We start from the raw sequence: 23,690 nt of genomic DNA on the forward strand, positions 1-23,690 counted from the left end.
CAAAAACCAATTTGCCAGTGATGAATTTGATTAAAGCATCATAATTTTGAGATAAAACAACTAAAAATGATAAATCACTCTAATTAGTTTGATCGATATGATTGATGTAGACTTGGTTAAAATACTCATCAATTAAGCTCTCAAATTTTGCTCATCGTAATGGCGGAGAGGACAGGATTCGAACCTGCGAGACGTTGCCGTCAACACGCTTTCCAGGCGTGCGCCTTAAACCACTCGGCCACCTCTCCATAAAAAAATTTAACTTAGCTTAGCAGCTAATAATAAAAAAGCCATATTATTACTAAATAATACGGCTTGATTATATTTTTGAAAAATGAAATTTATTCAACTATTTCATTATCATTAAAAAAGAATGCAATCTCAATAGCTGCGTTTTCTGCTGAGTCAGAACCATGTACAGAATTAGCTTCAATTGATTCAGCAAAATCTTTTCTAATAGTACCAGCGTCAGCTTCTGCTGGGTTAGTAGCGCCCATTACCTTACGGTTTAAAGCAACCGCTTCTTCACCCTGTAAAACTTGAACTACAACAGGTGCTGAAGTCATAAATTCAACCAAGCTGTTGTAAAAAGGTCTTTCGTTATGCACAGCATAAAATTCTTCAGCTTGAGCCTTAGTTAATTGAAGTCTTTTTTGTGCGATAATAGCAAGACCTGCAGCTTCTAAATATGAGTTAATTTTACCTGTAAGGTTTCTTTTAGTTGCATCAGGTTTGATAATAGAAAATGTTCTTTGTATAGCCATAATAAATATAAATTAATTTTGTGTCTGCTTTATAATCAAGAAGATTGAGCTGGTCAAGCATTCAGTTGTAACAATAGCATAACTATTTATAGTTAGTTATTTACAAAATTAGGAATCTGAGCAATAATATTTGCCAATTCAATATTATTATGATGTTCAGCCAAAGTGAAAAATTAATAGCATTTAGGTTTTTTTGCTCCAAAAGAAAAGAAAAATTTATCTCAGTTAATACAGTTTTTGCCTTTTTAGGTATAACCCTTGGCGTGGCAACCTTAATTATTGTTATGAGCGTAATGAATGGCTTTAGAGTAGAGCTAGTAAAAAGAATTTTAGGAGTAAATGCACACATAACCATTTATAGCTCTGAAAAAAATTTAAATGATTATGAAGAGTTAATCTCAGAACTAGAAAACATACCTGAAATTTTAACCGCAAACCCCATCATAGACACACATGGTATGATCACCAAAGGTGAAATAGCAGCAGCAGCTTTAGTTAAAGCTATGCACAAAATTGATCTAGTAAATAAAAAGTTAATTTCAAATAATATAGTTGCTGGAAATTTAAATAATTTTGCTAATTCAGGACAAATTGTAATTGGTAATCGCTTAGCCAGAAAATTAGGCGTAGTAATAGGGGATAAAGTAAATTTAATTGCACCAAATAGTAATAAAACAATTTTTGGCATTGTACCAAGGTTAAAAGAATATCAAATAGTAGCAATCTTTAGAGTGGGTATGCATGAATATGATTCTAACGCTATCTTCATTCCTTTTGAAATTGGCCAAACGCAATTTGGGTTCAAAAATTCAGCCTCCGCAATCGAAATTATGACCAACGATTCAGAAAATACCTTAATTATTGGTAACAAAATCTATAATCAACTTATGCCAGTTAATAAAGATATTGTTGTTAATGATTGGCAAGATATGAATCACAGCTTTATCAATGCTTTAAAGGTGGAAAGAAATGTAATGTTTTTGATTTTGTCTTTAATAATAATAGTAGCAGCTTTTAATATCATATCTTCGCTTATCATGCTAGTTAATGATAAAGTTAAACACATAGCGTTGCTTAGAACTATGGGTATGTCGCAAAGATCTATTACTAAAATATTCTTTATAAATGGTGCTTTAATAGGTGCTATAGGAACTATATTAGGCTCTCTAGTTGGCGTGTCATTTGCCTATAATATAGATACCATTAAGCGGTTCTTAGAAAAATTAACTGGTGCTACTTTATTTGACCCTATTATTTATTTTTTAACAGATTTACCAAGTGAGGTAAATTTATTTACAGTTGCTATAGTAGCAACAGTATCATTGTTAATCTGTTTTTTAGCGGCAATATATCCAGCCAGAAAAGCAGCTAAATTAGAACCAGCAGAGGTGCTTCGTTATGAGTAATATTATTGAAATTACAAATTTATCAAAAATTTTTAAAGAAGGCGACAGCAAATTAGCAATCCTAAAAAATATTGAATTAAATATCAAAAAAGGAGAAGATTTGGCTATAGTTGGACCTTCTGGTTGTGGAAAAACAACTTTGCTACAAATTATTGGCTTGCTAGATAGCCAAACTAGCGGTGAGTTAAAATTTTTAGGTCAAAATATTACAAAATCAAATGATAAAATTAAAACTAATTTACGCAAAAAAAATATTGGTTTTATTTATCAATTTCACCATTTAATGCCAGAATTTACAGCTTTAGAAAATGCAATTATGCCATTGTTAATTAATGGAGTTAATAAAAAAGAAGCAATAATTCAAGGTAAAGAAATGCTTGCCAATCTTGGCTTGGCAGAATCATTTAACAAAAGGCCAAGCAAATTATCTGGTGGCGAAAAACAAAGAGTTGCGGTAGCTAGAGGGATGATACATAAACCAGATATTCTGTTAGCAGATGAACCTACAGGTAATTTAGATCCAGAAAATGCACATAAAATTTTCGAAATGTTTTTAACTCAGGTAAAAAAAGCTAAGCAAACTACTATTATAGTTACGCACAATCTTGAATTAGCTAAAAAATTATCAAAATCTATTACCATAAAATCAGGTAAAATAGCTAGAATTTAAGCGCTAAAGCTATCTTGTTATTGCGGCTTATCTCTGTTGTTAGATTATCTTTAGAACGCTCATATTTAAAGATATATTCTATGTTGATCATTTTATTTATAGGATATTCTAAAGAAAATTTGCTTTTAATAATTTCACTTTCATGATCTTTTATTATGCTATGTGAAGTGTGAAGCTCTAATTTAGCTAGCTTTTCAGTGTAACTAATTTTAGGCATATATATATAGTGAAGATCAGAACTTCTTCGCTGACCAACTGACAATTGTGCTGAAAATTCCCTTTTAGCATAATCTTTATTTATGCCAGCTCCCATAGTTATTAATTTGAAATTTTGTTCTACTGAAGTGGCAAACTCATCATATTTATGACGGTAAAATGCAGTCGCAAATAAATCATTTTGGTTAAAATATTTTAACTCATGTTCATAATCTATGAGGTCTTTAGTTTTTTCAAATTTCTGTTCTATTAAGCTATAATTTCTATCTATATTTAGTTCAATTTCTTGACTATATTTTTTTTTATCGTCTTTTTGCTTAAATTTAAGTAAATATTCATTTTTTTTGCTATTGTGATCAGAGTCCACTTCTATGGAGGCTGTTAGTTTGTTTTTATCTGCATATGCATGATTAACAAAAAGAAATATTAGCAATATTATTCTAATAAACATTATTTGGTGTGGTAAATATTTTTAAATTATTTTAATATATGCATCCTAAGCAAGCAAGCTTTACTTGACCAAAGGCTTACTGCTTCTATATTAAAAATAAAAATTAGACCAGTGTTTAAATTACCCCATTCATATCAAGGATTAACTGTTTCAGAACTACCAACAAATAGTAATTTTTATGTATTAGACAAAATTGCAAATGAAACAAATAAAAATATTGTTTTTGTTGCAAGTAATGATCTAGAAGCGCAACGAACTTTTAACATAATCAGCAATTTAAAAACTAATTATAAGCCATTATTATTTCCCGCGTGGGATTGTTTGCCTTATGATCGTGTGTCACCAAACAGTCAAATTACGGCTATAAGGTTAAACACTTTATATGAGCTGGTAAATAGTAAAAATAAGCATATTTTAATAACCACTTCTAATGCAATTTTAACCAAAATATTACCCGCCAAAATTATCAAGAATTCTAAATTAAAATTAGCAATTGGTAATGAATATAAAATATCTGAATTAACTAGATTTTTAGTGGCAAATTCTTATTTACGCGTAGAGCAAGTAAATGAAGTAGGGGAGTTTTCAGTTAAGGGGAGTATAGTAGAATTTTTTCCCACTGATTTAACCAACCCAGTTCGTTTAGATTTTTTCTCTGATAAGTTAGAATCTATCAGAGAGTTCGACCCGCTTACACAATTATCATTAAATAAAATTAATCATGTAAGCTTAGTTGCGGCACATGAGATTATTTTAAACCAAGAAAATATTGATAATTTTAGAGCAAATTATAGAAAGAATTTCAACATAGATTACCAAAATGATCATTTATATGAGTCTATCTCAGATAGAAGGATCTATCCTGGTATGGAGCATTGGTTACCTTATTTTTACCAAGAAAATTTAGTATCAATTTTAGATTACATTAAAGAACCAGTGCTAATCTATAATCAGCATTTTAATATTGCAGCTAATGAAAGGCTTGATGCTATTTGGGATTATTATAATTCAAGAAATTCAATAAAAAATCTGGCTAATAATGATATTTATCATCCAATTTTACCAGAGTTGCTATATCTGGATAGAAATGAAATAGATGATTTGATAAATTTTAAACATAAAATTATTTTTAATAATTATGCAGCTAAGAATGACTTTTTATTAGAAAGTAGAATAAAAAATATTCCAAATTTTTATGATATAAGTAAAGCAAAACAACAGGCAGTTTTTGTTTGCTTAATTAATTTTTTACAAGAAAGATTACTTCTAAATAATAAGGTGACCATAAATTTATGTGCCTATAGTGAGCTTACACTTAGTCGGATGCAAGATATTTTTACAGAATATAACACAGCTACAGAAACTAAATCTATAAATATTAACTTAATAAATTTTCTAAAAATACCTCTAGAGCAAGGCTTCTTTGATGATCGAGTTATTTACGTAACAGAACAAGATTTATTTGGTAATAAAGTAATTAGGGCAGAAAGCAAAAAGAAAAAAGCAGAAAAGCTTATTTTAGAAGCAAGCAGCATTTCAATTGGAGAATATATTGTACATAGAGAACATGGTGTGGGAAGATTTCTTGGTTTAAAATTATTAAATGTAGGTAAGGTTGAACATGAATTTATGTGTTTAGAATATCTAAATAATGATAAATTATATTTGCCTGTAGAAAATTTAGATCTAATTAACCGTTATGGTTCAGAAAGCGACTTAGTAAAATTAGATAAATTAGGCTCAAGCTCATTCCAGGAAAAAAAGGCCAGACTTAAAAAAAGAATTAAAGATATTGCCGCAGATTTACTGAAACTTGCTAGCTTAAGAGAACTTAAAAAGTCGCAAAGCTATATTGTAGATGAGAATATGCTACAAGAATTTGAAGCTAGTTTTCCATATCAAGAAACAGATGATCAATTAAGTGCAATCAAAGATGTATTAGATGATTTAGCCACAGGAAAAACCATGGATAGATTAATTTGTGGTGATGTGGGGTTTGGTAAAACAGAAGTAGCTATAAGAGCAGCTTTTATTGTATTAACTGCGGCAGTTACAAAGGAAAAACCACAAATAGCTATTATTGTGCCAACTACTTTACTTGCTAGACAGCATTATAATAATTTTGCAGAGAGATTTAAAGATTATGGCTTTGAGATTAGGCAATTATCTAGAATGGTTACCCAAACAGAAAGTAAAAAGACTCGAGAAGATTTGAAAGAGGGTAAAGTAGATATAGTTATTGGAACCCATGCCTTACTTGCTAAAAATATAAGCTTTAATAATTTAGCTATGGCAATTATTGATGAAGAACAACATTTTGGTGTGTCGCAAAAGGAAAAAATAAAAGCTTTGCGTGAAAATATTCATGTGCTTACCTTAAGTGCCACTCCAATACCTAGAACCTTACAAATGTCTTTAGGCGGTTTGCGAGATTTAAGTTTAATAGCTACGCCACCAATTGACCGGATGGCTGTGCGCTCTTTTGTCATGCCTTATGATTCAATGGTAATAAAAGATGCTATTATGCGTGAATATTACCGCAGTGGCAGAGTTTTTTATGTTTGTCCTAGAGTGAAAGATTTGGAAAGAGAAGCAGAAAAATTGCGTAAATTAGTACCAGATATTAAATTTGTGATTGCTCATGGTGGTTTAACTCCAGCCGCTTTAGATCAAATTATGAATGATTTTTGTGATGGTAAATATGATCTTTTATTATCTACTTCAATAGTGGAGTCAGGAATAGATATTTCTGTAGCAAATACCATTATAATTCATCATGCTGATAAATTTGGTTTAGCACAATTATATCAATTAAGAGGTAGAGTAGGTAGAAGCAAAATAAGAGCTTACGCATATTTTACTTTTGATAATAAAAAGAAATTAACAGATAAAGCAGATAAAAGGTTACAAGTTATGCAAACATTAGATGGTTTGGGTGCGGGCTTTTCTTTAGCTTCACATGATATGGATATAAGAGGTGCTGGAAATTTATTAGGTGAACAGCAATCTGGTCATATAGCTGAAGTGGGTGTAGAGCTATATCAAAATATGTTAGCTAGTGCAATTGCTGAATTAAAACTAAAACAAGAATCTGATAAAGAATCAGAGCTGCTAAAACAAGAATTTTCGCCAATGGTCAATTTAGGAATGTCAGTTTTAATTCCTGAAAATTATATTCAAAATGTCAATATGAGATTAGAATTCTACCGTAGAATTGCTAATTTAGAAACTAAAGAAGATGCAGATAAATTGCTTTTCGAATTAGAAGATCGCTTTGGTAAAATACCTAAAGAAGCAGAAAACTTAGTTGAAATTATCAATATTAAAAATAGCTGTAAAGAATGTTATATAGAAAAAATAGATGTAGGACCAAAAGCTTTGGTAGTTTCTTTCTTTAATGATAAATTTCCACAGCCAGAAAATTTGATGAATTATGTGTTAAGAAATAAGCTGAACACTAAAGTAAGAGCGGATAATAAATTAGTGATTAATATTTTAAGTGATCAAAGTGATCGAATAAAAATCACAACTAAGGTTTTAGCTGAAATATTATCTTTAATTTAAATACCTAACTAATATAATAGGGCAAATTTTACAGATAATTATGGATATAAATAAAATACCAGTTGGTAATGCACCAGAAGAAGTTAATGTTATTATAGAAATTTCAGCAGGTAGTGCACCTGTTAAATATGAATTTGATAAAGATAGTGGTGCTTTATTTGTAGACAGGTTCCTAACCGCAGCAATGTTTTATCCTGCCAATTACGGTTTTATTCCTCATACCTTGTCTGAAGATGGAGATCCAGCTGATGTTTTAGTTATATCACAAACTCCAATAATACCAGGCGCTGTAGTTGCAGCAAGACCAATAGGAGTTTTATTAATGGAAGATGAAAGTGGCTTGGATGAAAAAATAATCGCAGTACCTAAAGATAAACTACATCCTTTTACAAAAGAGGTTCAATCTTTAGATGATTTACCTGAAATAACCTTAAAACAAATTTCTCACTTTTTTGAAAGATATAAAGATCTAGAAGAAGGCAAGTGGGTTAAAGTTCAAGGATATGCAGATAAAAAGCGTGCTTTTGAAATTATTAATGATTCGGTAAAGAAAGCTGCCTAGTAAAAATTCAATTAACCAAGCTATTTATCAAAGCTGGCACAGAGGTTGCAAAGAAACCGATATTTTGCTTGGCGACTATGCTAAAGCAAAAATACATGATTTTAGTGAAGAGAAATTCAATCTTTATAAAGAGCTAATTGCTGAAAATGATTGGGACCTATATGGTTGGGTCATTGGTAAGCAAGAAACTCCAGAAAAATTTATAGATTTAATTGAAGAGATTAAAGAGTTTTCCTTCCGGAAATATAAAAATTAATATTTTTTGATTAAGGCTTTATTGCCTAAAAATTCTGTGAAATTCTTTTGCATTTTTATTTGCTCTGCACCTTTTTTACTCTTAAATGGGCCAATTATAACTTGTTTTAGAAGCTTATCGCCACTATTTATGTTCAGGATTGAGCTGTTGCCAAATTGCATTGCTTTGTTTTTTAATCTTTGTGCATTATCTGGGTTTGCGAAAATTCCTAGTTGAATAAAATAGTTGTTTAGAGGTTTTGCTTTAATATATATTTTGTCTTTTTCTAGGTTGTTAAGTTTTATATAAGGTTTTTTATAGCTTGCTGGAGATTTCTTCTTAGCTTTCTGATAGCTAAATTTACGATTAAAAAGCATATCTGTGCCAAGATTATCTTGATCTATGATCGATAAGGGTACAAAGCTAGGATTAATTAACCATTCATTAGTTCTAACAAATTCAATTGAATAATTTTTAGCTAAGAAATCTTTTTCAAACCCAAGTTGCTTGCTCTTAGAAGCGTTTTTATTTTTGTTTATAATTAGTGGCTTTTCGGTATTAGGATTAGCTTTTATTTTAGGTTCTTCTGTTGTTATGCTTTTATCAGAGTGTGTATCTACCGAGTTTAGGCTTAAGGCTAACGCTGGAGCTGTTATGGGTGATATTAAATTAGCTTTAGGGATTATGGCTGGTATAATTGAAGTTTGAGGTGAGTCTAATTTAGCTTCATTCACATTATTTGTTGCTAAATTTGTAGTTGGAGTGGTAATTATAGCTTCATCTATTTTATTAGAATTTAAAGGTTTTCTTTTAATAAGAAAACTTTCAAAAAGCCAAGGATTATTAATCGCTTTGATTGTTTGTAGATTTTTTTTAGCAAGAAATGGCGTATTTGCTATACTAATGATCTTAATCGGCTTTTTTTGCGCTGTAATATTAAAATATGTTTCTTTAAAATTCTTAAGACAAATTTCTTCAGCTGAAATAGAAGTGTTTATCTCATCATTATGACAAGGGAAATCTTTGATTTTAACTATTTTTAAATTAACAAGATTAACTTGGGTGAAATTTAACTTTGCGTCTTTTTCTGCCTTATCAAGAATTAGTGAATTTATGTGTTTGTCTAATAATTGATATAAAGCATTTTTGTCTAAAAATTTAGCAGTTTGTTTTAAGCGTTCTAATCTAGTTATATTAGCTACTTTTAGATTTTGTATAGCTGTGGTAAAAAAAGGAATGTTATTATATTGAATAGCAACTTCTAAAATATTTTTGCCTTCATTGTTTTTTAATAACATGTTGGGCGAATATTTTAATATTTCTAGAGCAATTTCGGTGTGCGCATGTTGCAGTGCCCGCATGATGGGTGTTTTACCCAGAAAATCTTGTTGATTGATATTAATATCTGCTTTTAGTAATAAATTAGAAATTTCTAAATTTCCAAGTCTTGCGCTGTAATGAAGGGCGTTTGCGCTGGCAATATCAATGTTATTCACATTTGCATTATATTTTAGCAGAATTTCTATAGCTTTGATGTTTTCTGTTTTACTTGCATATATAAGAGCGGTTTCTTCATTATCACCTTTTCCATTAGGATTAGCACCCGTATATAAAATGTTTTCTAATTGATTATATACATTATGATCAATCATTTTAATTAGCTCATTTGCATAGGATGATTGTGTTAATAGTAGTAAAATAATTATTAGTTTTTTCATCCGCTAATTTTTTGAAGCAAAGCTATATTATTAAATTATAATTACTATAGTAAATCTAAATTTAATAGCTTTTTTATGAAATTTTTAATTTTAATTTTTTTATCTTTTTTATCCTTATCAATAAAAGCAGATGATAACAAAGTTTTTAGCGAGACTTTAAAGAATAATTCATTAATAAAGCAATATTATTACAATTATCAGCAAAGCAAATATAATTCTAAAGTGGAATTATCAGAATATTTGCCAGAAATTAACGCAACTTACAATAATTATAAAAATAAATATGACAAAACAAGTAATAACCTAGAAGATAGTTATGCAGTTACAGATTATGGTTTGTCAATAGAACAAAAAATTTATGAGCTAGGAGCTGTAAAAAAGTTGGACGCAGCAAAGCTTAAAATTCGTCAAATTAAACTATCATTAGATAATCTGATATCTAATTTATTTCTAAAAGTAATTTCATTATCTTTAGATATTAAACTAAAAGAGAGTGAGTATATTTTCTTGAAGGCAAAATTAGAGTTATTGGAAGAAGTAAAAATTACAAGTAAAATTAAATTTGAAAATGGTTCTACAACAAAATTAGACTTTCTACAGGCCCAGACAGAATATCTAAAATTGCAAAGTGAATTAATAAAAAATCAGAAAGAGACAAAAATTTTAAAACAAAATTATTTTAAAATTACAGGTATTAGTTATTTAGGTGCAGATTTTACTGGGGATGATATAAAAATTGGCTCATTTGAGAATTTGCAATCTGAGATTAAACAAAATAATTTAGAATTAAAAATTTTTAAATTAGATAATAAAATCGTAAAATTAAAAACAGATATTTCATACAAAAATATCGCACCATCTGCTGATTTATATATAGATTATAATAGGTCAAATGGAGGGTTTTCTTATATGAACAATTCTACAGATACAAATAGCAACATTATTTATGGTGTAAAAGTTACAATACCATTATTTAAGTCAGGTGGTAATGTAGCAAATATTAACAGTGCTAAACAAGAATATACAGCAAACTCTTATTATTTAGAGGATAAGGTGAAGCAGCTTGATTATGATGTTTTTACATTATGGCAGGAAATTACACTTGCTAAAGAGCTTATTAAAACCCAAAAATCATATCTTAAATATACTGGAAAGACACTTGAAGTTGCAGAAAGTAATTATAACTATGGTAAGACTGATCTGTTAGATTTGTTGAGGGCACAGAATTTGGATTTAGAAGCTAAATATGAATTAGTTAAAGCAAAAAATCTTTTGATAATAAGTAAATACAAATATTTACAATTGAAAGGAGGGTTGCTAATGGATTATTTCAAAATTAAACTTGATTCTATAGCCAAAAAATACTAACATTAGATTTATTTATATATGGCAAACGTAAGCGAAACTTTAAACAAATTATCCACCTTAATAAATAGTGAGATGAATTTGGAATCTGAAAAAATTGAAACAACAAACAGCGATGATGGAGACATATTAAGCTTAAATGATGTAGTAGATTCTACAGGAGATGATTTACCTAATGATACAAACGAGTTCAATGCTGCTGACGAGCTTAACACTGTTGACGATGTTAATGATGATGTAACTTTAGAGTCTAATGAGAATATATCAAAAGTAGAAACTAATAGTGAAAAAATAACATCTAAATCCATAAATCATAAAGATAATTTAGCAGTTGAGCCTTGGCAAAAAGCAATAAAACAAGAATTAAAAGAATTTTCAAATATAGAAGATCAGAAAGAGGTAATAAATAAAGAACTTACTAACTTGGATTTAGATGAAGATTTTGGTTTAAGCTACGACTCAACCAAAGAATCTAATATAATGGATGATTTTGAAGATAGTTCGGAGTTTGAATCAGATGACATTCTAGATATTGAAAGCTTGGATAATATATTATCTGAAGAAAAAATGGCAGATTTAGAAGGTTTTGTAAAATCTAGTTTTATAGAAGATTTAAATGATGATAATGAGGATAATCCTAGTGATAGAATAACTAGTGAAAATGAAATATTAGTAAGTTCTGAAGTATTATCAGATAGTAAAGCTGTTATAGAAAATTTAAAAAATGAATTAGCTAATAAAGCTCCAAGCTCAAATAACATAGAAGACAAATACCAGTTTGATCTGGGTGCTGTTATTAAGCCTATGATAAAAGAGTGGTTAGATAAAAATCTGACTAAGATAGTTAGAGAAATTGTAGAAAAAGAAGTTAAAAATATAACCAAATAATTAATTTCTTTTGAAATATTATTTAATAACAAAGCCGTTATTAAAAATTTAATAAATTAATATAGTATTTAGCAAATAAGTATCAATTTTATCCTGTTATTCGAGTTTTCTGCTGCTTCCAGTATAGTAAAGAATTTAACTAAGATATTAACGGAACGTAGTGAAGGATAAAAGCTAGAGATTAATTAAATAATTACTCCCCCCTATATATAGTGGTGTTGTTGTCTGTTTCTTCTAATTTTATTTCATATAAGTTGTCAATTTCAGGTTTTAGCCATTGCCAAATAACATATGCAATGTTTTCAGCGGTTGGTACTAGAGTTTTAAACTCCTCAACATCGTCATTTAAGTATTTGTGATCCATTTTGACAAAAACTTTTTCTTTAATGATTTTTTTTAAATCGGTAAAATTTATTACCATACCAGTTTTTTCATCAATAGGGGCTTTGATTGTTACATAAAGTACATAATTATGGCCATGAATATTAGTGCATTTATCAAATATTGCTAGATTTTCCTCATGTGATAATGCATGGCTATATAATCTATGCGCTGTGCATAATTTTTCTTTTCTTTCTATGTAGACTATTTTTTTACTCATTGCTATTTATGGTTAAAATGGTTCCGTTAATATGTTTTGCTAAATTGTTATCACATAAATAAATAATAGTATCAGCTATATCTGTAGATGTTGTCTTTGTTTTTAACTCTGGTGCTGCTTTTTTTAACATGTTAGTAGCAACCGCACCTGGGGCTATAGCATTTACTCTAATATTAAATTCCTTACCTTCTACAGCAAGTGCTTCGGTTAATCCTGTTATGGCTGATTTGCTTGTTACATATGCGCTGTAACCGTGGAATTTAGTAAAGTTCTGTACTCCACCAAGTGAACTCATATTAATTATAACGCCTCCCTTACTAGACATAGATTGAAAGGCGTGCTCACAGCAAGAAATAGTGCCTTTTAGATTTATATCTAAGGTTTTTTGCCAAATAGCTTTATTAGCATCAATAAAATTATGTGATTCTAATATTGCTGCTGCATTTACTAGAATGTTAACTTTACCATAAATTTCGTCGCAGACCTTAAATAATTTTGTTACATCTTTATCTTGTGCTACATCACACACTACAAAATGTATTTGAGCTTTGCTATAACTTTGAAGAATTTCAGCTTTAGCTAATGCTAATTTAGCTTCATTTCTTGAGGCTATAAGAACTTTATAATTTAAATTACAAAATTTTTGTGCAGTAGCAAAACCAATACCCTCAGAACCACCAGTTATAATAACTATTTTACTCATACAACTCAAATAATCCAATATAGTCTATTTTTGCGATAAGTTTTTCTATATAATTAAGATTTTCTTTAGTACTTACTATCATATAGTTAATATTTTCTATTATTTTTTCTTCAAACAAGATTTTATTTGCAATAAATACCTGCTTACATTGCTCTAAAGTCACTTTATCTTTAAAATCTATGATAAGTTTTTGAGAGGTAATATTATTATTTATATATTTATAATTATTGATGTTTGGAAAAAACTGCTGGTTATTTCTAGTTATATCACAAATATTGGCAATTACAGAGCTTGCTGTAGGTAAACCACCAGCACCATGACCAGTTAAAATTGTGTCTAAAGCTAAATCACTTTTAATATATACTGAGTTTAACGCAGCATTTACAGATGAAATTGGATGATTGTTACTAACCATAAATGGCCTGACATAATGAGATATTTGTTTGTTATGCAATGAAGATTTTGCTAGTAATTTTATAGTACAGTCTAAAGCTTGAGCAAGTTTAAAGGATTTTTTTGAGATGTTTTTTATGCCTTTAATTTCTACTGATGAAAAATTTATTTCTGTGTTAAATGCTATAGCTGATAAAATAGCAATTTTATGAGCTGCATCAATTCCTTCAATATCTAAAGTGGGATCAGCTTCGGCAAAGCCCTTTTCTTGCGCTATTTTTAAAACTTCAGCAAAAGTAACATCTTTTTTAGACATTTCGCTAAGAATAAAATTACAGGTACCGTTTAAAATACCATAAATTTCACTAATTTTATTACCACTTAAATTATCATGTAAGGTTTTTATAATTGGCACAGCACCTGCTACTGCAGCTTCAAAATATAAACATGTATTATTCTTTTTTGCTATTTCAAACAATTCAGTTCCATGTTTTGCAATTAATGCTTTATTAGCAGTGATTACTTTTTTTCCAAGTTTAAGTGCTTGTAAAACTAAATCATAAGCAATACCATCGGCACCACCAATAAGTTCAATTATAACATCAGTAGATTCATTTTTTAATAAATCAAGTGGATTATTATGCCATTTTATATCTTTATATTTTCGTTCTGTTCTAGATGATATTTCAGTAACTACTGGCTTTATATTATTGCAATTTATTGTTAAATATTCTTGCTCATTGATTATATATTCCAGAACATTAGTTCCAACTACGCCAATACCTGCTATTGCTATTTTACAATTATTCAATGTAACCTCTTTGTTATTTATGATTCTAATAAGAGCTTTTTAATATTTTTAGCTCCTTGTCTTATTCTATTTTTATTCTCTACTAGTGATATTCTAACATAACCTTCACCATGTGCGCCAAAGCCATTTCCTGGTGATACGGCAACATTTGCCTTTTCTAAAAGTAATTTAGAAAACTCTAGCGAAGATAAAGATTTAAATTTTTTAGGTAATTTTGTCCAAATAAACATAGAAGCGTCAGGTATAGTAACATCCCAACCTGCTTCTTTAACTATATTTACAAAAATATCTCTTCGTTCCTTGTAAATATCTCTCATCATTGCTGGATATTCATCACATTCATTAATTGCAATGGTAGCTGCTATTTGTAATGGAGTAAAAATGCCATAATCTAAATATGATTTTATTTTAGTTATAGCCGAAATTAAGGTTTTGTTACCAACGGCAAAACCAATTCTCCAGCCTGCCATAGAATAAGTTTTACTAAGACTACTAAATTCTATAGCTATGTCTTTTGCACCCTCAATTTGCAAAATAGAGGGTGGGGGGGTGTCATTAAAATAAATCTCAGAATATGCTAGGTCAGAGATAATGTAGATATTATGATATTTGCAAAATTGGACAAATTCAGCATAAAAATCCAAATCTACTGTTTGAGCCGTAGGATTGCAAGGGTAATTAACAATTACAGCTAAAGGCTTCTTTTTAACTTTTTCTACATATTTTTTAAAATTAATAAAAAATTTCTGTGGAGATGGATGCGGCATTTTTTTTACTTTAGCACCCGCTATAGTAAATCCCCAACTGTGAATGGGGTAACTTGGATCTGGTACAACAATTGTGTCATTTGGCCCTGATATTGCTAGAGCTAAACTAGATAAACCCTCTTTAGAACCAATAGATACAATAACTTCTGATTCAGGGTCTAACTCTACAGAAAAACGTTTTTTATAATAATTAGATTGCGCTTTTCTAAGGCCCTTTATTCCTCTAGATACAGAATAGCCATGTAGATCATTTTTTTGGCTAGTTGAGCGTAATTTATCTAAAACTTTATTAGGAGGTTTGTACATAGGATTACCCATGCCAAAATCAATAATATCAAAACCTTTGCTTCGATATGAATCTTTTAATTTGTTAACTTCAGCAAAAACATAAGAAGGTAATTTTTGAATGCGATAAAAATCAGTTTTCATAATAATTTATAATTTTATAAAAATAAATAGTTAGCTAGTTTATACTAGTTAAATTAAAACTTAGGTATAAAATTTTCACTTTTTTCTTGTTCATTATAAAGTCTTTTTTGGAGATTTAAATTATCTTCAAAAAACTTTTGCTCAATTTCGTTGTTATGGTTGAAAAAACTAGGGATTTTAACATTGCTATTAGGATTATTTGGCGAGAAAAAATCATTGTTAATAAGATTGAATCTTTCCCTAGTCTTATTACTAATGATTAAAGAGTTATCTTTTTTAGGCTTTTTATAATAAGGGTGAGTAGATTTAGTTATTTCAGGAAAGTAATCTGCTGCATTATAACCTGATGCTCTTGGTAATGTTCTAGCTTTATTATGAAAATTAGAATTTGCATAAGAGGCGCGGTTTAGATTCTGCTCAGGGGTTTTTCTGTTACGATTATGTTTATTATTTAAGTTGCTAAATTGATGCTTGCTTTCAGCTTGAGCTATGTTTGAATTGAAATTTCTTGGTTGGTTAGAGATGTTTTTTGGCGGTTGTCTAACTTGGTTAATATTTTGTCTAGTCATTATATCTGATGCTTTGGCTTGATTGTAGCGATGACTTTGTACTTTATTATATAAAGTTTGTTGTTGTCTTTGCTGATTTATTCTGGGTTGTGTATTTATGTTAGGGTTTGGTCTTTGATTATATAAATTACCTTGCTGTGGTCTTTGCTGATTTGTTATTGGCTTTGCATTAATGTTAGAGTTTGGTCTTTGATTATATAAATTGCCTAGCTGTGGTCTTTGCTGATTTGTTATTGGCTTTACATTAATGTCAGAGTTTGGTCTTTGATTATATAAATTGCCTTGCTGTGGTCTCTGCTGATTTGCTCTTGGTTGACTAAATCTGGAGCTATTTGATGCTGAATTCACTTGTTTGTTTTGATTTACAGGGCGAGTTGAAAGCTTATTACCATATTGAGAAAAACCTTTAACCTTATCCATTTCAGTTTGTGTAGGGTCAATGTTATAATCTACATAATTAGCATGTGGATATTTGCCGTATGTGTCAGGATGACAGGAGTTAACCAAGATCATAAATGAAATTATAAGAATCTTTTTCATATTATTTTTCACTTATAATGATTGAACTTTTAAAACCTTCTAATTTTAACTTATTTAGAATATTTCTGGCTTCTGAGAGCGAATGATAAGGCCCTAACTTAATTTTAGTTAAACTTATGTTATTCTTTGATTTTTTTTCTGAAAATACTTTTTTGAAATTTAATGAAAGTTTTCTTTCTACATTCTCAGCATTTTGTCTGTTTGAATATGCACCTATTTGAATAAAAAAGTTATTTTTGTGTTTTTTGCTAACATTTGAGTTGTTTTGCTGGGTGATTTCTTCTTGTCTAGCTACTGTTCTCATTTTAGTTTGAGCTGGTTTGTTTGTAGTTTTGCTCTTATTACTCTGCTCGATAATAGAGCGCTTTAATTTAGCTATGTTATTATTGGAGACTTCGTCATAAAGTTTTATTGGAGCTTGTTTGTTATTTGCCTTGCCATTCAAATATCCTGTTTGAACCCTAGATCTGGGTTTTACTTGGTTTTCATTGTTATTAGTTAAATAGATTTTGTTTTTTTTAGGAATAAAACTATCTCTTTTTGGGTCTTGCTTTTGTAAGATACAAGAATTAAGCAATAAAATATGTAACAATATAAATAGCTTGATATTATTTGAATTTATTCCCATAAGATAATGTTAAAATATTGCAAATATTATAAAATGTTCTTAACTAAATAACAATATTTCTTTTAGTAAACTCATGAATTATGAAATTATTTTTTCTTACTTTATAAATAGTATTTTTGCCATGGGCTGGGGCAGTTTTGCCACCATGGCTGTATATAGGCTGGCTAATAATGAGCCTTGGATAGGTAGGCGTCCATTTTGCCCAAGCTGTAAGCATAATTTGAGCTTTATAGATTATATTTCAATAATATCATATTTCTTACATGGAGGAAAGTGCAGATATTGCAAGGCCGAATATGAATATCGAAATATTTATTTTGCCACTGAATTATTAATTTTAATTTATTTTACTGTAAGCTTTTACTTTAATAAATTTGATGAAATTTACATTTTAAATGCAGGAATCATAATTTCAGCAGTTATTTATAGTGTAATTTATTTTATTACGCAAAAATCTTCAGGTAAAATGCTAATAATGCTGTTCTTTTGTGTTTGTTTAAAGCGTGTTTACCTTGATGACACAATATATGACTTCTTTTATGGTGCATTATTGCTTAGCTTATTTGCTATATTAATACGTTATTTGTATTTTTTCATAAGTGGCAATCTAAAAGAGGCAAGTGATTTTCTTGAATTTAAACCAGAGGATCGTTTTGCAAATAATAGCTTTGTACCAGTTAAAATAGCATTTATTTGTGGTGCTATGCTAGGTGCTACCAATATAAATCTAGAGGCAGTTTTAATCTTATCTAGTTCGTTTTTTATTTTTCCTAAATTAAAATATTCAGTAGCTATATTTGTTAATATGATTGTAATTTTTTCTATATTTATTTAAGTGACTTTATTAAATTGTAAAAAACTTTCAATTTTATACCGAGGTAAAAAGCTCGTAAATAATATTAATTTTAGTCTAAATAAGAATGAAACGCTAGCAATAGTCGGTGAAAGTGGTTCTGGAAAATCACTATTAGCAAAAGCGTTATTAAAGTTAAATAATGAGGAAGTATTTACATATAGCAATGAATCAGAAGTTAGCTTTTTAGGTCAAAATATTTTTCATTTGCATACAAAAGAAATACAAAAAATAAGAGGAAAAAACATAGGATTAGTTTTTCAGGACCCGTTTTTATCTTTAAATCCTGTGCATGACATAACATGGCAAATAGAAGAATTATTACTAAATCATAAAATTTATACCAAGTCAAAAGCGCGTAAAATGGCACTGGATATATTGGCTGAAGTGGGTTTAGGAGATGTTTTAACTAGGGCAAAGAAAATTTATCCACACCAATTATCTGGCGGGCAAAGACAAAGAGTTAATATTGCTTTAAACATAGCTGCCAAACCAGATATTTTAATAGCAGATGAGCCCACAACAGCTTTAGATCCAGATACTGAACAAGAAATAATATTATTATTACTTAGTTTGCAGCATAAATATCATATGTCTTTAATTTTTATTACCCATAATTTAAAATTAGTAGAGCAAATAGCAGATAAAATATTGATTTTAAAGGATGGAGAAGTAGTTGAAGCTGGTGAAAGTCAAAAACTTTTTAAAGATCCACAGAAAAAATATAGTAAACAATTATTAGCAGCGCAAAATTTTGATTTTAAACTGCAAAAATATTATAAGGAAGTGGCTTTAAATATAGATAATCTGTCCCTTAGTTATGAACAGCAAAAATTCTTACAAAAATTGCATATTCCGATATTAAATAATATTTCACTAAAGTTACATGTTGGCCAAACCATCGGTTTAATTGGAAAAAGTGGTTCGGGTAAAACATCTTTAGCTAAAGCCATTTTACAATTTATCAATTACAAAGGAAGTGTAATTATAGGTGATGTAGATTTAAAAAAATTAACTAAAAATCAATTGCGAAGGCAGAGAAAGGATATGCAAATAATCTTTCAAGACCCTTTTGCAACCTTAAACCCTAAAATGACAATCAAGGAATCTATAAAAGAGGTGTTACATGCACATAATCTTAAGAATAGTGATGAATTGATGTTGGAGGCTATTAAACAAGTTGGTTTAAATGAAGATATACTTAACAGATTTCCTAATCAATTTAGTGGTGGACAAAGACAAAGAATTTCCATTGCAAGAGCAATAATATTAAAGCCAAAATTTCTTATCTTAGATGAACCTACTGCTTCCTTAGATGTAACTTCACAAAAAGAAATTTTGACCTTATTATTAAATCTGCAAAAAAAATTAAAAATTTCATATTTGTTCATTACACATGATATTGATATTTTGAATTCTTTTGCGCATGAAATATATAAGATCTGCAACAAAAATTTAATAAAACTAGGCTAAATTTATTCTTTAAGAATAAATTTAGCGCTTATTGTAGGAGTTATAATAGGGGTAACGATTATAATAATGCTGGTTATTTTGCGGTCTAAAATTATTTTGCTTTTGAATATTTGTATTAATATGTTGCTTAGGTAAATTATATTCAGGTGGTGTATATTGATAATAATAACCATTTTGAAATGGATCATATTGCTTTGACCTATAGTTAGAGTTAGAACATGATGATAATATAAATAAGTAAGCAATAATAATTGCTATTTTATGATACATAAAACTAGTTTAATGAATTAAATGGATTGAGATTATAGGGTATGTTCGGGGAAATAAAAAAGTAGCCTAGAGGCTACAGCAAGCGCAGCAAAAAAAAGAAGTTTTAGAATATATTTTGTGTGCTATATTTTTCATATGGCTATTTTCTACAGTTAATATATAATAATGTCAAATTTCTTTTCTAAATATGAGTAAAAATAATATTATAATAATTTCTGCTTTTAAATCAGAAATAGAGTTTTTATTGAAAAGATACAACCTAAAAAGAATTTCTTTGATTAAAGAGTTCTCTATTTACAGTGATGCCAAATCATCTATATATGTTGCTATTTCAGGTATGGGTAATTTAAATATGAGTAATATCATAGGTTTTCTTGCGGGAAAAAATATAATAAATAAATTTTCATTAATATTTAATATTGGTTTAGCTGGCAGTAAAAACGATAAAATAGGTTCTATATACAGAGCTAACAAGCTTTCTATGCTTAATCAAAAAAATAATTTTTATCCTTTAAATATAGTTTCTTCAGCAATAAAAAATAAAAATCTAATTACAACAGATTATATCATAGATTACCCTGAAGCTGAATTAATTGATATGGAGGGTTATGGTTTCTTTGCTGCTGCAAGTAAATTTGTACTAAATGAGCAAATTACTTTGTTAAAAATAGTGTCAGACAATGATATGTCACAATTAAATTTAGTAAGACAGGAAGTAGCTAATAACTTAACTTCATTAAATGAAAATATAATATTTTCAATTATTGATGAAGTGAAAGATTTTTTTGCAAATTATTTTAAAGAAATTTCTGATGCTAAAGAATATGATGTTTTGATTACAGAAATTAAATTTAGTTTCAGCCAGAAGGTAATATTAAAGAAAATATTAAATAAAATAGGGCATAATAATATAGTGCTAAATTTGGAATTATTACTTAAGTTAAATTCAGGTAAAAAAATATTAGCCAAGTTAGAAGAATATGTTTAAAAAAATTTACATAGAAGAAGAAGCTAAAGAGCATTTCAGAGCGAAGCGCATCATGGCTAAATATCCAAATGCAGAGCTTATATCTTGTACTCACTATGGCGAAATATTTAATAAAAAAAACCAAAATTTTAGATTGCAAAAGCAAGAGCCAGCATTAATCATAGCCCTTAAAAAAGGTGCAAAAATCTTACCTACACCGGAGGGTTTTGGTATAGGTAGTCAAAAAAATTATTATTTTTCACATATGCTAAATTGCATTTATGATTGTAGATATTGTTTTTTACAAGGCATGTATAATTCAGCATATTTTATATTGTTTGTTAATTATGAAGATTTTTTCCAAGAGATTGAAAAATTAGAACAGGACAAGACTGAAAAATACTTTTTTTCAGGATATGATTGTGACTCACTTGCTTTAGAAAGTGTAACTAATTTTGCTGCTGAATTTATTCCTTTTTTCCAAAAATTAAAATATTCTAAATTAGAATTTAGATCAAAAAGTGTTAATATTAATATTTTTAAAAATTTCAAGGCTACTTCAAATATTATCAACGCTTTTAGCTTTACGCCAAGTGAAATATCTAAAAGCTTAGAGCATAAAACCCCACCAATTAAATCACGCATAAAAGCGATGCAAAATCTAGCAAAAGATGGATGGAAAATCGGTTTAAGATTTGATCCTATGATTTACAGTGAAAATTATCAGGAGTTATATCAATCATTAGTGGAAGATGTCTTTAGTGGTCTGAATCTAGATAATTTACATTCAGTAAGTATTGGGCCACTTAGGTTTCCGAAGAAAATGCATGAAAAAATACAAGCTCTTTATCCACAAGATAGTTTCTTAGTAAATAATTTAACTTTGAGAGGTAAAAATATTTCTTATGAGGAAAAAATTGAAAATGAAATGGAAAACTATATTATCGAGCAGGTAAATAAATTCGTAAATAAAAACTTAATTTTCTCATGCAAAAATTTCTAATTACAGGTTCTTCATCGGGTGTTGGTAAATATCTTACAGAAAATTTACTAGAGCAAAATAATGTTGTTGGTATAGCTAGAAGAAATAATTTTAAACATATTAACTATCATCATATTACTTTAGACTTAGCAAAGGTTTCATTAGTTACAGATAAAGCAAAACAAATAGCCAAAGAGCATGAAGATATAAATCATATTATTATTAATGCAGGTTTTGGTTATTTTAAAGAATTAGATCAATTTTCAGAGAAGCAAATAATAGAATTATTTAATGTAAATATAATTAGCCAGATCATTTTGTTAAGATTTTTATTATCTAATTTACGCAAACAAAAAAACTCTAAGATAATTTTCATAGGATCTGAGGCTGCTTTAAATGGGGCAAAAAAAGCGACTATTTATGCTGCAACTAAATTCGCTATGCGTGGGTTTGCACAATCATTAAGAGCAGAGCTTAAGCAAGATAACATAGCAGTTACTATGCTTAATCCTGGTGTTATGGATAGTGATTTTTATAAAAATTTAGATTTTACTTTTGCAACTGAAAAAGCAAATAAAATAAATTTAAAAGATATATTCATGCTTATAGATTTAATTTGTAAATTGGATAACCATATGGTAATAGATGAAATAAACTTAACTCCAATGAAAAATCACATAAAATACAAAGTAAAACCATGAAATACATATTTATTGTTTTGGTTTTTATTTCTGTTTTATTTAAGGATTTAAATGCTGCGACCAACACAGAATTGCCAAAATTTATGTCAATTAAAGTAAGTGAGGCTAATTTGCGGGCGGGGCCTGGTACAAATTTTCCAATTGAGTTAATTTATGTTAAAAAGCATTTGGTTATAGAGGTAGTTGATGCTTTTGATAATTGGTACAAGGTTTTGGATGAAGAGGGTAATACGGGTTGGTTACATAAAAGTTTAGTTAGTTCGAGAAGATATTTTGTGGTGAAAAATGATAGTGCTAAATTATATAAAAACCCTAAAAACAATATAGAATTATTATTTTTAGAAACTGGTTTAAGAGGTAAAATAGAGAGTTGTAGAAATGATTGGTGTAAGGTAAAAATTAAGAAATATTCTGGCTGGTTACAAAAAATTGATATTTGGGGTGTTTATCAAAATGAGAATTTTTAATTAAGGCTTAAAAATAACATCATGCGGTTACAGATTTTGTTAATAAGGGGGGACATTAGCTTAGATTTTTGTCTTAAAATCGCAATAATATCATGCTTCTTCTTTAGGAGGGATAGTATAAACTATAAATCTTACATTTATTATGCTAAGCACAAGAAGACATTATGCTAATATTTATCTTAAGTGGTACTAAAATAGTAGCTGTTTAAATATTAAAATTTTCTATTAATTTTTTTAATTAGCAAAATTTCTAGCTTATTTATTCATAAAATAAGCTAGAGAAAGCATGATTATTATTGGTTTGCTTGAAGTTAAAAACTTCATATTTTTATATAAAATAATAAACTACATCTTAATTTTAAATAGTTTCATATTTAAATATTAAGATGCTGTGCTTTTATAATTTATACAGACATTAATATCTAGCATGTCCTTTACTTTGCTGCTCTTGTCTTTGCATTGCAAGTGTTTCAGTATGTGAATTTTGTTGATTTACTGGCGTGGCTATTGCAACTGTCTCTCCTTCATGCGATGCTTCATCCACCGGAACTGCTACAGCTATCTCTTCATGCTCTTTTCCTGGATGACCATAAAATAACCAATCATCCTCTCTAGGTGGAGCCGAAGGCTGTGGCCGTTGACTAGGGGTAGGCTGTGTATCTTCTGCAGCCCCTTTTTGCATTTTTGGGTCTTTATC

Annotated in this window: 23 protein-coding genes, 1 tRNA gene and 1 pseudogene; 13 read left to right on the top strand and 12 right to left on the bottom strand. The window is 28.9% G+C overall.

Annotated elements, in window-relative coordinates; genetic code table 11:
* Nucleotides 1-160 precede the first annotated feature (160 nt).
* Together HOH73_04945 and ndk are read right to left on the bottom strand one after the other, a co-directional pair.
* A tRNA-Ser gene (locus HOH73_04945) sits at nucleotides 161-248 on the bottom strand.
* A gap of 93 nt (nucleotides 249-341) precedes the next feature.
* Complete coding sequence (gene ndk / locus HOH73_04950; protein MBT5828203.1) at nucleotides 342-764, bottom strand: nucleoside-diphosphate kinase; 423 nt, start codon at nucleotides 762-764, stop codon at nucleotides 342-344.
* Between the two features lie 149 nt (nucleotides 765-913).
* Here ndk and HOH73_04955 point away from each other — a divergent pair, with 149 nt between their 5' ends.
* Together HOH73_04955 and HOH73_04960 are read left to right on the top strand one after the other, a co-directional pair.
* The gene (locus HOH73_04955; GenBank protein ID MBT5828204.1) at nucleotides 914-2,170 is read left to right on the top strand and encodes a lipoprotein-releasing ABC transporter permease subunit; all 1,257 of its coding nucleotides are present in this window, start codon (nucleotides 914-916) and stop codon (nucleotides 2,168-2,170) included.
* A complete protein-coding gene (locus HOH73_04960) occupies nucleotides 2,163-2,840 on the top strand; it encodes an ABC transporter ATP-binding protein (protein MBT5828205.1) in 678 nt (225 codons plus the stop codon). Before HOH73_04955 ends, HOH73_04960 begins: the two co-directional genes overlap by 8 nt.
* Here the strand turns inward: HOH73_04960 and HOH73_04965 are convergent.
* Nucleotides 2,830-3,507 carry a hypothetical protein gene (locus HOH73_04965; protein MBT5828206.1) on the bottom strand — a complete coding sequence of 226 codons (678 nt, stop codon included), beginning with the start codon at nucleotides 3,505-3,507 and terminating at the stop codon, nucleotides 2,830-2,832. The genes HOH73_04960 and HOH73_04965 overlap by 11 nt on opposite strands.
* 111 nt (nucleotides 3,508-3,618) lie before the next feature.
* Here HOH73_04965 and mfd point away from each other — a divergent pair, with 111 nt between their 5' ends.
* From mfd to HOH73_04980, 3 genes are read left to right on the top strand one after another with little or no spacing between them, the layout of a single operon-like run.
* Complete coding sequence (gene mfd / locus HOH73_04970) at nucleotides 3,619-7,071, top strand: transcription-repair coupling factor (GenBank protein ID MBT5828207.1); 3,453 nt, start codon at nucleotides 3,619-3,621, stop codon at nucleotides 7,069-7,071.
* A 40-nt stretch (nucleotides 7,072-7,111) separates the two neighbouring features.
* Entirely contained in the window at nucleotides 7,112-7,633 is a 522-nt protein-coding gene (gene ppa, locus HOH73_04975) for an inorganic diphosphatase (GenBank protein ID MBT5828208.1), read from the top strand.
* A complete protein-coding gene (locus tag HOH73_04980) occupies nucleotides 7,626-7,889 on the top strand; it encodes a succinate dehydrogenase assembly factor 2 (protein MBT5828209.1) in 264 nt (87 codons plus the stop codon). The genes ppa and HOH73_04980 overlap by 8 nt, the downstream gene beginning before the upstream one ends.
* Here the strand turns inward: HOH73_04980 and HOH73_04985 are convergent.
* Complete coding sequence (locus HOH73_04985) at nucleotides 7,886-9,586, bottom strand: hypothetical protein (GenBank protein ID MBT5828210.1); 1,701 nt, start codon at nucleotides 9,584-9,586, stop codon at nucleotides 7,886-7,888. The two genes, HOH73_04980 and HOH73_04985, sit on opposite strands and share 4 nt — an antisense overlap.
* 75 nt (nucleotides 9,587-9,661) lie before the next feature.
* On the opposite strand from HOH73_04985, the gene HOH73_04990 reads away from it, so the two are divergent.
* Both HOH73_04990 and HOH73_04995 read left to right on the top strand, forming a co-directional pair.
* Entirely contained in the window at nucleotides 9,662-10,954 is a 1,293-nt protein-coding gene (locus HOH73_04990; GenBank protein ID MBT5828211.1) for a TolC family protein, read from the top strand.
* 18 nt (nucleotides 10,955-10,972) lie between these two features.
* On the top strand, nucleotides 10,973-11,839 hold the full coding sequence (locus HOH73_04995; GenBank protein ID MBT5828212.1) for a DUF2497 domain-containing protein: 867 nt from the start codon (nucleotides 10,973-10,975) through the stop codon (nucleotides 11,837-11,839).
* Between the two features lie 193 nt (nucleotides 11,840-12,032).
* Here the strand turns inward: HOH73_04995 and HOH73_05000 are convergent, their stop codons facing one another.
* From HOH73_05000 to HOH73_05025, 6 genes are read right to left on the bottom strand one after another with little or no spacing between them, the layout of a single operon-like run.
* Nucleotides 12,033-12,428: a 6-carboxytetrahydropterin synthase gene (locus tag HOH73_05000; protein MBT5828213.1), complete on the bottom strand. Its 396-nt coding sequence runs from the start codon at nucleotides 12,426-12,428 to the stop codon at nucleotides 12,033-12,035.
* 4 nt (nucleotides 12,429-12,432) lie between these two features.
* Nucleotides 12,433-13,143 (bottom strand): SDR family oxidoreductase, encoded by a 711-nt coding sequence (locus tag HOH73_05005; protein MBT5828214.1) that lies wholly within the window; start codon nucleotides 13,141-13,143, stop codon nucleotides 12,433-12,435.
* Nucleotides 13,136-14,347: a homoserine dehydrogenase gene (locus HOH73_05010; protein ID MBT5828215.1), complete on the bottom strand. Its 1,212-nt coding sequence runs from the start codon at nucleotides 14,345-14,347 to the stop codon at nucleotides 13,136-13,138. The genes HOH73_05005 and HOH73_05010 overlap by 8 nt, the downstream gene beginning before the upstream one ends.
* 17 nt (nucleotides 14,348-14,364) lie before the next feature.
* Nucleotides 14,365-15,543: an aminotransferase class I/II-fold pyridoxal phosphate-dependent enzyme gene (locus HOH73_05015; protein ID MBT5828216.1), complete on the bottom strand. Its 1,179-nt coding sequence runs from the start codon at nucleotides 15,541-15,543 to the stop codon at nucleotides 14,365-14,367.
* A 53-nt stretch (nucleotides 15,544-15,596) separates the two neighbouring features.
* Nucleotides 15,597-16,652, bottom strand: a complete 1,056-nt coding sequence (locus HOH73_05020; GenBank protein MBT5828217.1) for a hypothetical protein — start codon at nucleotides 16,650-16,652, stop codon at nucleotides 15,597-15,599.
* A 1-nt stretch (nucleotide 16,653) separates the two neighbouring features.
* Complete coding sequence (locus tag HOH73_05025) at nucleotides 16,654-17,280, bottom strand: SPOR domain-containing protein (GenBank protein ID MBT5828218.1); 627 nt, start codon at nucleotides 17,278-17,280, stop codon at nucleotides 16,654-16,656.
* A 73-nt stretch (nucleotides 17,281-17,353) separates the two neighbouring features.
* Here HOH73_05025 and HOH73_05030 point away from each other — a divergent pair, with 73 nt between their 5' ends.
* Nucleotides 17,354-18,115: a prepilin peptidase gene (locus HOH73_05030; GenBank protein ID MBT5828219.1), complete on the top strand. Its 762-nt coding sequence runs from the start codon at nucleotides 17,354-17,356 to the stop codon at nucleotides 18,113-18,115.
* The gene (locus HOH73_05035; protein MBT5828220.1) at nucleotides 18,116-19,606 is read left to right on the top strand and encodes an ABC transporter ATP-binding protein; all 1,491 of its coding nucleotides are present in this window, start codon (nucleotides 18,116-18,118) and stop codon (nucleotides 19,604-19,606) included. It abuts the gene before it with no gap.
* A gap of 21 nt (nucleotides 19,607-19,627) precedes the next feature.
* Here the strand turns inward: HOH73_05035 and HOH73_05040 are convergent, their stop codons facing one another.
* Nucleotides 19,628-19,876 (bottom strand): hypothetical protein, encoded by a 249-nt coding sequence (locus tag HOH73_05040; protein MBT5828221.1) that lies wholly within the window; start codon nucleotides 19,874-19,876, stop codon nucleotides 19,628-19,630.
* A gap of 187 nt (nucleotides 19,877-20,063) precedes the next feature.
* Between HOH73_05040 and HOH73_05045 the strand changes: the two genes are divergently transcribed.
* The 4 genes and pseudogenes from HOH73_05045 (at nucleotide 20,064) to HOH73_05060 (ending at nucleotide 22,993) form a co-directional block, all read left to right on the top strand.
* Nucleotides 20,064-20,864: a hypothetical protein gene (locus HOH73_05045; GenBank protein MBT5828222.1), complete on the top strand. Its 801-nt coding sequence runs from the start codon at nucleotides 20,064-20,066 to the stop codon at nucleotides 20,862-20,864.
* Nucleotides 20,857-21,783, top strand: a pseudogene (locus tag HOH73_05050) (DNA photolyase). The gene HOH73_05045 and the pseudogene HOH73_05050 overlap by 8 nt, the downstream one beginning before the upstream one ends.
* A 47-nt stretch (nucleotides 21,784-21,830) precedes the next feature.
* Nucleotides 21,831-22,526 carry an SDR family oxidoreductase gene (locus HOH73_05055; protein MBT5828223.1) on the top strand — a complete coding sequence of 232 codons (696 nt, stop codon included), beginning with the start codon at nucleotides 21,831-21,833 and terminating at the stop codon, nucleotides 22,524-22,526.
* On the top strand, nucleotides 22,523-22,993 hold the full coding sequence (locus HOH73_05060; GenBank protein ID MBT5828224.1) for a hypothetical protein: 471 nt from the start codon (nucleotides 22,523-22,525) through the stop codon (nucleotides 22,991-22,993). Before HOH73_05055 ends, HOH73_05060 begins: the two co-directional genes overlap by 4 nt.
* A 415-nt stretch (nucleotides 22,994-23,408) precedes the next feature.
* Here HOH73_05060 and HOH73_05065 read toward each other — a convergent pair whose 3' ends face one another.
* The gene (locus tag HOH73_05065) at nucleotides 23,409-23,675 is read right to left on the bottom strand and encodes a hypothetical protein (GenBank protein ID MBT5828225.1); all 267 of its coding nucleotides are present in this window, start codon (nucleotides 23,673-23,675) and stop codon (nucleotides 23,409-23,411) included.
* Nucleotides 23,676-23,690: the final 15 nt, after the last annotated feature.

It is taken from the genome of Alphaproteobacteria bacterium, assembly GCA_018667735.1.
In the GTDB taxonomy this organism is placed as follows: domain Bacteria; phylum Pseudomonadota; class Alphaproteobacteria; order Rickettsiales; family JABIRX01; genus JABIRX01.

Excerpts from the sequence above, each read along its gene's own strand:
- ndk (MBT5828203.1), bottom strand. The coding sequence starts at position 764 with ATGGCTATACAAAGAACATTTTCTATTATCAAACCTGATGCAACTAAA.
- HOH73_04955 (MBT5828204.1), top strand. The coding sequence starts at position 914 with ATGATGTTCAGCCAAAGTGAAAAATTAATAGCATTTAGGTTTTTTTGC.
- HOH73_04960 (MBT5828205.1), top strand. The coding sequence starts at position 2,163 with ATGAGTAATATTATTGAAATTACAAATTTATCAAAAATTTTTAAAGAA.
- HOH73_04965 (MBT5828206.1), bottom strand. The coding sequence starts at position 3,507 with ATGTTTATTAGAATAATATTGCTAATATTTCTTTTTGTTAATCATGCA.
- ppa (MBT5828208.1), top strand. The coding sequence starts at position 7,112 with ATGGATATAAATAAAATACCAGTTGGTAATGCACCAGAAGAAGTTAAT.
- HOH73_04985 (MBT5828210.1), bottom strand. The coding sequence starts at position 9,586 with ATGAAAAAACTAATAATTATTTTACTACTATTAACACAATCATCCTAT.
- HOH73_04990 (MBT5828211.1), top strand. The coding sequence starts at position 9,662 with ATGAAATTTTTAATTTTAATTTTTTTATCTTTTTTATCCTTATCAATA.
- HOH73_04995 (MBT5828212.1), top strand. The coding sequence starts at position 10,973 with ATGGCAAACGTAAGCGAAACTTTAAACAAATTATCCACCTTAATAAAT.
- HOH73_05005 (MBT5828214.1), bottom strand. The coding sequence starts at position 13,143 with ATGAGTAAAATAGTTATTATAACTGGTGGTTCTGAGGGTATTGGTTTT.
- HOH73_05015 (MBT5828216.1), bottom strand. The coding sequence starts at position 15,543 with ATGAAAACTGATTTTTATCGCATTCAAAAATTACCTTCTTATGTTTTT.
- HOH73_05020 (MBT5828217.1), bottom strand. The coding sequence starts at position 16,652 with ATGAAAAAGATTCTTATAATTTCATTTATGATCTTGGTTAACTCCTGT.
- HOH73_05025 (MBT5828218.1), bottom strand. The coding sequence starts at position 17,280 with ATGGGAATAAATTCAAATAATATCAAGCTATTTATATTGTTACATATT.
- HOH73_05030 (MBT5828219.1), top strand. The coding sequence starts at position 17,354 with ATGAATTATGAAATTATTTTTTCTTACTTTATAAATAGTATTTTTGCC.
- HOH73_05040 (MBT5828221.1), bottom strand. The coding sequence starts at position 19,876 with ATGTATCATAAAATAGCAATTATTATTGCTTACTTATTTATATTATCA.
- HOH73_05045 (MBT5828222.1), top strand. The coding sequence starts at position 20,064 with ATGAGTAAAAATAATATTATAATAATTTCTGCTTTTAAATCAGAAATA.
- HOH73_05055 (MBT5828223.1), top strand. The coding sequence starts at position 21,831 with ATGCAAAAATTTCTAATTACAGGTTCTTCATCGGGTGTTGGTAAATAT.
- HOH73_05060 (MBT5828224.1), top strand. The coding sequence starts at position 22,523 with ATGAAATACATATTTATTGTTTTGGTTTTTATTTCTGTTTTATTTAAG.
- HOH73_05065 (MBT5828225.1), bottom strand. The coding sequence starts at position 23,675 with ATGCAAAAAGGGGCTGCAGAAGATACACAGCCTACCCCTAGTCAACGG.